The organism is Methanoculleus sediminis (assembly GCF_001017125.1).
GTDB lineage: Archaea > Halobacteriota > Methanomicrobia > Methanomicrobiales > Methanoculleaceae > Methanoculleus > Methanoculleus sediminis.
On record NZ_JXOJ01000002.1, the window covers coordinates 150,471 to 160,915 of the forward strand.

At 63.0% G+C, this 10,445-nt stretch carries 8 protein-coding genes; 4 read left to right on the forward strand and 4 right to left on the reverse strand.

Going from position 1 to position 10,445, the window contains the following annotated elements; genetic code table 11:
• Nucleotides 1–839 precede the first annotated feature (839 nt).
• From SZ63_RS03565 to SZ63_RS03575, 3 genes are read right to left on the reverse strand one after another with little or no spacing between them, the layout of a single operon-like run.
• Entirely contained in the window at nucleotides 840–1,592 is a 753-nt protein-coding gene (locus tag SZ63_RS03565; protein WP_048181310.1) for a segregation/condensation protein A, read from the reverse strand.
• Complete coding sequence (gene smc, locus SZ63_RS03570; RefSeq protein ID WP_048181313.1) at nucleotides 1,585–5,028, reverse strand: chromosome segregation protein SMC; 3,444 nt, start codon at nucleotides 5,026–5,028, stop codon at nucleotides 1,585–1,587. The genes SZ63_RS03565 and smc overlap by 8 nt, the downstream gene beginning before the upstream one ends.
• An 18-nt stretch (nucleotides 5,029–5,046) precedes the next feature.
• Entirely contained in the window at nucleotides 5,047–5,682 is a 636-nt protein-coding gene (locus SZ63_RS03575; RefSeq protein ID WP_048181315.1) for a DUF7518 family protein, read from the reverse strand.
• A gap of 258 nt (nucleotides 5,683–5,940) precedes the next feature.
• Here SZ63_RS03575 and glyA point away from each other — a divergent pair, with 258 nt between their 5' ends.
• From glyA to cofE, 4 genes are read left to right on the forward strand one after another with little or no spacing between them, the layout of a single operon-like run.
• Nucleotides 5,941–7,212, forward strand: coding sequence for a serine hydroxymethyltransferase (gene glyA, locus SZ63_RS03580; protein ID WP_048181318.1), 1,272 nt, complete (start codon nucleotides 5,941–5,943; stop codon nucleotides 7,210–7,212).
• On the forward strand, nucleotides 7,209–8,057 hold the full coding sequence (gene folD / locus SZ63_RS03585; protein ID WP_048181323.1) for a bifunctional methylenetetrahydrofolate dehydrogenase/methenyltetrahydrofolate cyclohydrolase FolD: 849 nt from the start codon (nucleotides 7,209–7,211) through the stop codon (nucleotides 8,055–8,057). The genes glyA and folD overlap by 4 nt, the downstream gene beginning before the upstream one ends.
• Nucleotides 8,036–8,848: a dihydropteroate synthase gene (gene folP / locus SZ63_RS03590; RefSeq protein WP_048181328.1), complete on the forward strand. Its 813-nt coding sequence runs from the start codon at nucleotides 8,036–8,038 to the stop codon at nucleotides 8,846–8,848. The genes folD and folP overlap by 22 nt, the downstream gene beginning before the upstream one ends.
• Complete coding sequence (cofE, locus tag SZ63_RS03595) at nucleotides 8,845–9,651, forward strand: coenzyme F420-0:L-glutamate ligase (protein ID WP_048181332.1); 807 nt, start codon at nucleotides 8,845–8,847, stop codon at nucleotides 9,649–9,651. Before folP ends, cofE begins: the two co-directional genes overlap by 4 nt.
• Here cofE and cofC read toward each other — a convergent pair.
• Nucleotides 9,577–10,224 carry a 2-phospho-L-lactate guanylyltransferase gene (gene cofC / locus SZ63_RS03600; protein WP_048181338.1) on the reverse strand — a complete coding sequence of 216 codons (648 nt, stop codon included), beginning with the start codon at nucleotides 10,222–10,224 and terminating at the stop codon, nucleotides 9,577–9,579. The two genes, cofE and cofC, sit on opposite strands and share 75 nt — an antisense overlap.
• Between the last annotated feature and the right edge of the window lie 221 nt (nucleotides 10,225–10,445).

Below are 10,445 nucleotides of genomic sequence, written 5' to 3' on the forward strand. Positions count from 1 at the left end.
CATACCCTCTTGAATACAGGGAAACTTGACCCGAGACGGGTCGAGAACTTCACCTGCGCAGGAATTAACGTTTGTGCTTCAACACATATAAACGTTTTCATCCTGGCCCAGGATCCGTCCCGGAGATTCCGAAAGAATCTCCGGCCCAATCAAGGGATTCGCCCGGAATTACACGTTCCGGGTTCCCCGATATTTCACCTGTGCAGGAACTTATGTTTGTGATTTATCACATATAAACATTTGTTCCCGCCCAGGTTTCGAGCCGGAAACCAAACGCATATTCCCGACCCGATCGCCCCGAGCCATCCGCATCGCGGACGTTTAAGGGCGCCTTGTGAGAATATACGTTGAATCTCCAGGCATATAAACATTGTCACCCTGCATCAGACCCGAACGGATGCTCGGGCCCTCACAGCGGTTGAGGGGACACGGAATCAGACCACCCCTGAAGGGCTGCACGATCCGACGTCCTGACAACACAGCCTTACTATGTTGCCACCAATGCCATATAAACATTTCCCTGCTTCGTCGGATCCAAGCACACGGCTTTGACCCCCATAAACGTTGAGATCTCCGGACATTCTGCACGCATCGTGCAGAATTCACGCGGAATTTGCTCCCAACTTGACTATTACATGTTGATGCCGGAGGTATTTAAACATTTACCCCGGACCGGTTCAAAAAAGCGGAATTGCGTTGTGAAATTACCCGGTTTTATCGCAAAAAGACTTCATCGGATGTCCGGAGCGCAGGCAAAATTCCATGCGCGCAGCGCCACCGATCGCAAATCACGCAGAATTTTCACGGGAACAAAACAATCGGCCCCATTTAGTCGAGGATTATCCATCCTCGCCGACCTCTTCGGGATCATTCTCGGGGATCTGCTCCCCGACATAGATCTCGCCGAAAAACTCGTCCTGCCAGAGCGCGAGTTCCCCCTCGAGCATCAGGAAGAGGAGCGGGATGTAGACCTCGCGGCGACTCCGTCCCATGGCGTCGGACAGGTCGCCGAGCGTCAGGATATCACCGTTCTGGGCGGCGCGCCGGAATTCCTTCATGACGACCGCGACCGCACCCTGGTATCCTTCATCGTGCGCCACCGCCACCACGTCCCCGGCGCTGAGGTTGAGGTCCGGTTCCCTGGGCACGGGGACCCGTTTTCGCTGCCTGCGACGCTGCTCCTTCTCCGCCGTTTTGAGCTGCTTGATGAGTTCGTAGAGCGTGACCGGCGGGCGTTTCCGCAGATTCTTTCGTCCCAGCCGACGCTGGATCTCCCGCTCCAGGCGCCCCATCGGCTCGACCTCTCCGGCCGACTCGAAGTCGAACCCGAGATCCTCAAACGACTCGTCCTCATCGTCGGCAAACGAATCTTCGTCCTCTTCGTCACCCCAGCCATCGAGATAATCCGACTTCAGGCGCAGCAGGCACGCGGCATAAAAGAGCGTCCGTCCCGAGACGCGCAGGTCGAGCTCCTTCCTCCGATCGAGTTCGGCAAGGAACCGGTCGGTCACGTCCACGATATCGATGTTCCAGGGATCGACCTCTCCCCGCTCGGCCATGCCGACCAGGATCTCGACAGGCTCCTCATCCATTGTTCTGCACACCGGTCACGTAGGTGCTCTTGTCCGGGCGGATCGTCACGCCCACGATGCGATCGGCGCGCTCGATCATCGGCTTTCGTAACGAGACGATGATCGACTGCGCGTTCCCCGAGAGCTCGCTCATCATGGCGGCGATGCGGCCGACGTTGTTCCCGTCGAGGAACATATCCACTTCGTCGAGCGCGTAGAACGGCGCGGGCATGAACTGCTGGATGGAGAAGATGAACGCGAGCGTGGTGAGCGACTTCTCGCCCCCGGAGAGCGAAGAGAGGAGGTGAACCTTCTTGTCGCGCGGCTGAACCGCGAACGTCATGCCGCCGGAGAAAGGATCCTCTTCGTTGTCGAGGACGAGCCTCCCGCTCCCGTCGGTCAGGCGCGCGAAGATGTCGCGGAAGTTCTCGTCGATCGCGGTGAAAGCGGTCATGAAGGCGTCGTACTTCATCTTCTCGTACTTCTCGATCCGCTCGAGCAGCAGCATCCGCTCCCGCGAGAGCACCTCTTTCTTCTCCGTCCGCTCCTCGACACGGGCAGCGACCCGGTCGCACTCCTCGATCGCGAGCATGTTCACCGCGCCGATCTTCTTTAACGCCCGCTCGGCCTCCGCGATCCCGGTGTCGATGGCGCCGATATCGAGATCCGTCTCCACGTCGCCGGCCTGCTCCCGGAGCACCGCGAGTTCCGCGAGGAGCGACCGTTCCCGCTCCTCAAGGGCGCTGATCTGCATCCGGATGCGCTCCATCGCACCCGAGAGTTCGAGAGCCCGCTGGTCGAGCACCCGGATCTCCTCGAGGATCCGGTCGCGCCTCTCGTGCAGGCCCGCAAGTTCGTCGGAGAACTCCTTCTGGCGTGCCTCGAGTTGCACGATCAGGCGGCGCTGATCCCCGATCTGCTCCTCTGTAGCCGTGATCTCACCGTCGATCTCCTGGTTCTTCGTCTCCAGGCGGCTCCGTTCCGCGGCAAGTTCCTCGATACGGTTTGCGAAGTGCTGCCGTTCGCGTTTGGCGTCGGTGATGTCGGCGTCCTTGTTCCGGAGCCGCCGCTCGATATCCTCCACCATCTTGCGGATGCTCTCGTACCGCTCGGTGAGCACGGGAATCTCGGTGTCGTCGAGTTTCTTCTTGAGGTCGTCGACCTCCGCCGATACCTGCGCGATCTCACCGGTTATCCGCTCGAGATCCGCCTCGAGCCGCGCAAGTTCCTCGCCGCCGGTCTTCGCGGCATCGAGCATCTCGCGCAGGCTCTCTTCGAGCGTCCGTTTCTCGCCGGAAAGGACCTCGATCCGCTTCTGGAACTCGTCCACCAGCATGCGGTAGCGCGCAACCTGCTCGTCGATCGAACTCCGCTCCGCCCGCTTTGCCTCCGCGGCCACGGCAAAGCGACCGATGGATGCTTCGATCTCGCCCGCCTCCGCTTCGAGTTCGGCGAGCTTCGCGCGGACCCGCGCGACCTCGTCGTCGACCGCCACCCCGAACCCGCGAACCTTCTTCCCCTGTGAACCGCCGGTCATGGCGCCGCTCTTCTCGACGAAGTCACCCTCCAGGGTGACCATCTTGTAGCGGCCCATCAGCCGCCGCGCCCGCTCGAGGGTATCCACCACCACCGTCGCGCCGAAGACGACACGGAACGCGCGGTCGAACGCCGGGTCGAACTCCAGGAGATCGACCGCGTAGCCGACGATGCCCGGATCGGCCTCGAGCGGCGAGAGGATCGATGGCCGGAGCTTGTTGAGCGGCAGGAACGTGACCCGCCCGAGCCGGTTCTCCTTCAGGTAACGGATCGCATCGGACGCAACCGCGTCGGTATCGACGATGGCCCACCTGAGCCGGCCCATCGCCGCCACGTCGAGCGCGGTCGCGTACTCCGGCGGCGCCCGCCCGAGCTGCGCAACGGTGCCGTGGACACCCTCCATGCCGAGAACGACGTCCATCGCCTTCCCGCCGGCATCGCCGTGCGCCTGCTGCTGCGCCTCCAGGCGCATCAGGGTCTGCTCGTTCTCCCGGATCTCTTTCTTCAACCGATCAAGCGCCGACCGCCGCGCAAAGAGCGTGCTCTCCGCCTCGGAGAGATCCCGCTCGATCTGCCGCTTTTGTGCCTCGCAGTCGGCCATGCAGGAAGAGTACTCCGCGACCTGCTCCTGCTTGTTCGTGAGTTCCTCCTCGATCTGGGCGATACGCGCGTCCAGACGTTCCCGCTCCGACGTCCGCATCCGGCTCTTCTCGATGAAGATGTCCTGCTCGCGGAGAATCTTCGACCGGAGCTCCTTTTTGCTCTCGAGATCCTGCATCCGCTCGAAGAGCTGGTCTTTTACCCCTTCGACCTCCTTGCTCTCGCTTGCGATACGCTCCTCGACCGTCTTCATCTCGTCGCGTTGCGTCGCGAGTTCCATGGCAAGATTCGCCCGGTCGATCGAGAGGTTGCGGATCTGCGCGGCGCACTCCTCGACTTTCGCCTCGGCGCGTTTGCTGTCGAGGAAGACTCGCTGGACGGCCTCGGCATTCTCTTCCCGATTGACCTTCAGCCGCTCGATGGTCTTCTCGCCGAGCTTGATCGTGCTTCGCGCCTCTTCGAGCCGGCCGACGAGTTCGAGATACTCGGGACCGCTTTTGTGGTTTATCTCCTCTTCGACGGCATGCTGGCGTTCGCGCGCCTCCTCGATCTCTTTTTTGACGGCCTCGATCTCACCCTCGGTGCGTGCGATCGCCGCCTGCTGGTCGTGCGCGAGATCGTGAAGGGTGCCGATCTCCTGCTCTTTCTGCCGGACGAGCGCCGCTCCCCGGCACTGCCCGAGGTGCTCGAGCTCCTCCTGCCACCGCCGGTACTCCACTGCCTGCTCGCGCTCGTGCTGGAGCGCATCCAGCCGCGCCACGAGCTCGTTCAAGAGGAGTTCCTCGCGCTCGAGCCGCTCCCGCACCACCTCGAGCTCCGAGAACGCCTGTCCGCGCTTGTGGTCGAACTCGGCGACACCCGCAATCTCGTCGATGATCTTTCGCCGCTCGCCGTCGGTCATCTCCATGATCCGGGTGATGTCACCCTGCATCACGACGTTGTAGCCCTCCGGCTTGATCCCGATCTTTGCGAGGAACTCGATGACGTCGCCCTGTTTGCAGAGACGGTTGTTAAGGTAGTTGTAACTGTAGTAACCCGTCGGCGTCCGCTTGATCCGGCGGCGGATCGTCGTGCCATCCGAGAACGTGGCCGTCACCTCGGCGGTGTTCTTCCCGGAATTGACGTTGATGAGATCGGTCAGCTTCTCCGCCCGCAGCCCCCGCGCACCCGAGAGGGCCAGAACGAAGAGGATGCTGTCGATGATATTGCTCTTTCCGGAGCCGTTCGGGCCTGATACGACGGTAAATCCTTCGAAAAAAGGAATTTTTGTCTTTCTGGCGAAAGACTTGAAGTTGTCGATCTCAAGCTGCGTGATGTACAAGGACGGGGCTCCCTTTACCTATCGATCGAGGTCGACGGTGTCGTCCTCTTCGGCCTGGATGACATCATCAATCGGACGTTTCTTCTGCTCGACGAAGAGCTTGCGTTCGGCCGGTTTGCCGCCTTTTCCCCGGCCCTTTGCCGGGACGGCCCGGGAACCGGTGCTGGCGACGATGTACTCGGAGGATCTCCTCGGCTCCGGTTTCAGCGTCCCGTCGTTCTGCATGATAAGCTCGAGATCCCTGTCGTCGTCCGGAGCTGGCGCGGGCTGCCGCTGCTCCACCTGGCGCGCGGGAGGCCGCGTCCGCTCCGCGGCACGCACGGGCCGGGGTTTGGCCGCGGCGCGCGGTTCCGCCTGGAGCGTAGCCCCGACCTTCTTCTCCTCGGCCGGCGCCGGCGCCGGCGCCGGGGCTTTCCGGCGCTCGTCCACGTCCCGGGAGAGTTTCATCGCCACGGACTTGACGTCCAGGATCTCTTCCGTCAGGCCTTTCACCACGGCCTCAAGCTCCCGCACTTTCCGCTCGAGGTCACGCAGGCGCTCGTCTCCCGCCTCTGATACCGGCGGCTGTTCTCGCTCTCTCATTGTCTCCATCTCCTTCTCGCGCTCCGCAAGTTCACGCTCAAGAAATCGTATCCTCGCATCTTTCTGCGCCATTATCTCCCTCAAACTAATCCTTGATAATAATTACGTAATAATATTACTATAGATTCCCCGAATGAAGAAGTATTACATTTAATCCGGGGTGCAGTAGGGGAAATTCCGGCAGCCATCGCGGATGGCGCTGCAACCAACCTCCCGCCCGGGGGCACGCCCGCGTCTCCAGAGGCCGTACAAAGAACGCCTCCCGGGCAGTCGTAAACAGTCCCGTATAAAAGAAAGCATATTACCTCAACGGGGCAACCCTTTTTCTGCATGTCTAGTCTGGCAAACTTCGATCCCGAAGTCGCAGGCCTCATCGAGAAAGAGCGCCTGCGTCAGATCAACGGGTTGGAATTGATCGCCTCCGAAAATGTCGTGAGCAAGGCAGTCCTCGAGGCGATGGGTTCCATCATGACCAATAAATATGCCGAGGGCTACCCCGGCAAGCGCTATTACGGCGGCTGCGAATTCCACGATGTCGTAGAGAACCTGGCGCGCGACCGCCTCTGCAAACTCTTCGGGGCCGAGCACGCGAACGTCCAGCCCCACTCGGGGAGCCAGGCGAACCAGGCGGTCTACTTCGCCTACCTCGGCTACAAGGACAGGATCATGAGCCAGAGCCTCACCCAGGGCGGCCACCTCTCCCACGGCTCGCCGGTCAACATCACCGGGCGCTGGTACTCCATCTTCCACTACGGTGTCGATCACGAGTCCGAGACGCTCGATTACGCGGCAATCGAGGACCTGGCACGGACGGTGAAACCGCAGATGATCGTCTGCGGCGCGAGCGCCTACCCGCGCGAGATCGATTTCAAGGCCTTCCAGGAAGTTGCCGATGCCGTCGGCGCGAGGTGCATGGCCGATATCGCCCATATCGCCGGCCTCTGCGCGACCGGACACCACAACTCCCCGGTCGGGGTCGTCGACATCGTGACGACGACGACGCACAAGACCCTGCGCGGCCCCCGCGGCGGCGCCATCATGTGCGGTAAGGAGGATGCCCAGGCGATCGACAAATCCATCTTCCCGGGGATGCAGGGCGGCCCGCTGATGCACACGATTGCGGCGAAGGCGGTCTGCTTCAAGGAAGCCCTGACCCCCGCGTACAAAGACTACTGCGGTCAGGTCGTCAAGAACGCAAAGACGCTGGCCGACGTCCTCGCGAGCGAAGGGCTCGACCTCGTCTCCGGCGGCACCGACAACCATCTCATCCTGCTCGACCTGACCGGGGTCTCCACGAACGGCGAGCACCTCACGGGTCTTGCGGCCGAGACCGCGCTCGGCGAGGCGGGGATCACCGTGAACAAGAACACCATCCCCCGCGAACAGCTCAGCCCCTTCGTGACGAGCGGTCTTAGGATCGGCACGCCTGCCGTCACCTCGCGCGGCATGAAAGAGGAGGAGATGAAGCAGATCGCCCACTGGATCGCCCGGGTCGTCAAGGACATCGCGAAGGATAAGACCTCCAAGAAGGCGATCACTGAAGTGAGAGAAGAGGTTATTGCCCTCGCGAGCAAGTATCCCCTTTACCCTGACGTAGCATGATACTCGACGGCAAAGCGGTCTCGGAGAAGAGGCTCGAGATCCTCAAGGAGGAGATAGAAGAGTCCGGGCTCTACCCGCGCCTCGCGACCGTCATCGTGGGCGAAGATCCCGCCTCGCAGATGTACGTCCGGATGAAGCACCGGGCGTGCGAGCGCGTCGGGATCGGGTCGGTCGGGATCGAACTCCCGGCGGACGCCACGACGGAGCGGGTGCTCGAGGCGGTCGTGCGCCTCAACAACGACCCGGACATCAACGGTATCCTGGTCCAGCTGCCGCTCCCGGACGGGGTGGACACCACCCGCGTCATCGACGCGGTCGCACCCGAAAAGGACGTGGACGGGTTCCATCCCTGCAGCCTCGGCAGGCTGCTTGCCGGAACCCCGGTCTTTGCGCCCTGCACTCCGCAGGGGATCATGACGATCCTCGATGAATACAATATCCCGATCCGCGGCAGGCGGGCGGTCGTCGTCGGCCGGAGCATCGACGTGGGGAGGCCCATGGCCGTCCTGCTCCTGAACGCCGACGCGACCGTCACCATATGCCACTCGAAGACCGAGAACCTTGAAGAGGAGATGCGGAGAGCCGATATACTGGTCAGCGCGGTCGGAAAAGCGAAGTTTGTCGGACCGGAGATGGTCAAGGAGGGCGCGACGGTCATCGACGTCGGGATCAACCAGGACGAGCAGGGCAAACTCTGCGGCGACGTCGATTTCGAGGCGGTAAAAGACCGGGCGGGGGCGATAACCCCGGTTCCCGGAGGCGTCGGCCCCATGACCATCGCGACGCTGATGGAGAACACGTTCAGGGCGGCCAAGTTGAGGACATGCGACAACACTGTACGGTAAACCGTCTCCGGATCGGCGGCGACGCCCCTGTCCGCCTGATGGGCGTCATCAACTGCAGCCCCGAGTCGTTCTACCGGGGCTCCTACATCCCGGCCGGAAAGGTATACGACCGCGCCCTCGCCATGACGGCGGCGGGCGCCGATATGATCGATCTCGGGGCGCGGAGCACGGCCCCGGGCTCTTCTCCCATCACTGTAGCCGAAGAGGCGGCGCGGGTGGACGCGGCCCTCTCGGAACTCGACGGAACCGGGATCACCCTCTCGGTGGACACCCGGCACCCGGAGGTGCTCGATGTCAGCCTCCGCCACGACGTCCATGCAGTGAACGACATCTCCGGGCTTGCCGACGGGCGCTACGCGCGGGCGGTCGCCGACTCCGGGCTCCCGGTCTTCGCGATGGCAAGTCTCCGGGAGCCCGGCGACGCTGCCGGGCTTGCCGCCACGCGGGATGCCCTCGAAGCGGTCGTGAAGAGGTGCGCGCTTCTCGGGATCGAGGAGTACGTCCTCGATCCCGCCGTCGGGCGATGGGTTCCCGAACGGACGAGCGAAGACGACTGGGAACTCTGCCGGAATTTCTCCTCGTTCCTGGAGTTCGGCCGCCCGGTGCTTGCCGCGGTCTCGAGGAAGACGTTCATCGGCGACCTGCTCGGCCGCCAGCCCGAGGACCGGCTCGCCGGCACCCTCGCGGTCACGACGATGCTCGTCGACGCCGGCGCGGCCGTCGTGCGGAGCCACGACGTCGCCGAGACCGCCGACCTCCTGCAGGTCCATGCAAAGATGAGGCAGATATGACGACACCTTCATTCTCGGTATACGGTCTTGCGACCCCCCTGCTCCGCCCCGGCGACGACGTCGCGGCGCACCTTCTTGCGTCCGTCGAACGTTCGGCCGCCCGGAAGTTCGAGGCGGGCGACGTCGTGGTCGTGGCGGAGTCAGCTCTCGCCACCGCCGAAGGCCGGGTCGTGCAGCTCGCCGATGTCGAGCCGTCGGCGGAGGCCCTCCGGCTCGCCGACGAATACCATATGGATCCCCGGCACGCCGAGGTTGTGCTCAGGGAGAGCGACCGGGTCGTCGGGGGTATCCCGGGGTTCCTGCTCTGCATGAAGAACGGGACGCTTCTCCCGAACGCCGGGATAGACGCCTCGAACGCCCCGGCGGGCTCGCTCGTCCTCCTCCCCCTCGATCCGGACGCGTCCGCGGCGCGGATACGTGCCGCGATCGCGGAACGGTCGAGTGCGGACGTCGGTGTCATCGTCGTCGATTCCCGGACGCACGCGATGCGCCTCGGGTGTTCCGGGGTCGCGATCGGGTGTTCGGGCATCCCCTCGGTGATCGACGAGCGCGGAAAAAAAGATCTCTTCGGCCGCGAGCTCGAGGTCACGAAGCGGGCGGTGGCGGACTGCATCGCGTCCGCCGCAGAACTCGTGATGGGAGAGGCGGGCGAGTGCGTCCCCGCGGCCGTGGTGCGGGGGGTCGGGCTTCCCGTCGGCGATTACGCCGGGGTCGACACCATCGACGCTTCAGAGTGCCTCTTCATGGGGGTCGCGCTGCACGCCGACCCGTCCCTTCTCGTCAAGGACGATAGAGAATCCTGAGCTCTCCAGGTATTCCCTGCTCTTTCTCCCTTTTCCGTGGATGAGGATCTCGACCAGGTCCTCCTTCTCGTCGATATCGGTCGACATCCGGAACGAGTCGATCACCTCGACGGAGAAGCCGCACTCCTCCGCAATCCGCATGTGGTCGAGGAAACTCGCGCCGTAGTAGTCGGCGCGGAAGCACCGCGGCTTTTTGAGAAATATGATATTCGTCCCGCCGCCCCGGCCCGGCACGATGGACATGTCCTTCTCGGTCCGGATCAGCCGCTGGATATCCCCGGCCGTCACCAGGGGGATATCGGCCATGATGATGAGCGCCGGGCAGTGGAACTGGCCGAGCGCCCAGTTGATGGCGTCGTTCAATGGCTCCGTCCGGACGGCGACGAGAGCGTTCTCGTGTTTGAAGGAATGGGTGCAGAGGAGGGTGGCGCTGCACCCGGACTTCTGCACGGCGGCGATCACGTCTTCAAGCATCGCCCGGGCGAACGCTTCCCGCTCCTCCTGGGTGAGGATACAGGAGAGGCGCGTCTTGGGGTTCACCGGCTTGAAGGGGATGAGCGCGTGGAAGTACATCGAGAAACGGTTGTCGGGGCTGCATCAAAAAGGCATCGTTTCCAGTGCGGCGGAGACAGGCCGGCCGGGGTTAAATCGAAAACTCTGTTTATACCTACCGGTGCTCACGCTCCTGTCCTTCGGCCCATCGCACCCTACAGACAGTCGCACCCTTCGGAACGTCGCCCTTCACACCTCGCACACTCGGTGCTCAAACTCCTTCCCCTTCGGGGAAGTCGCCC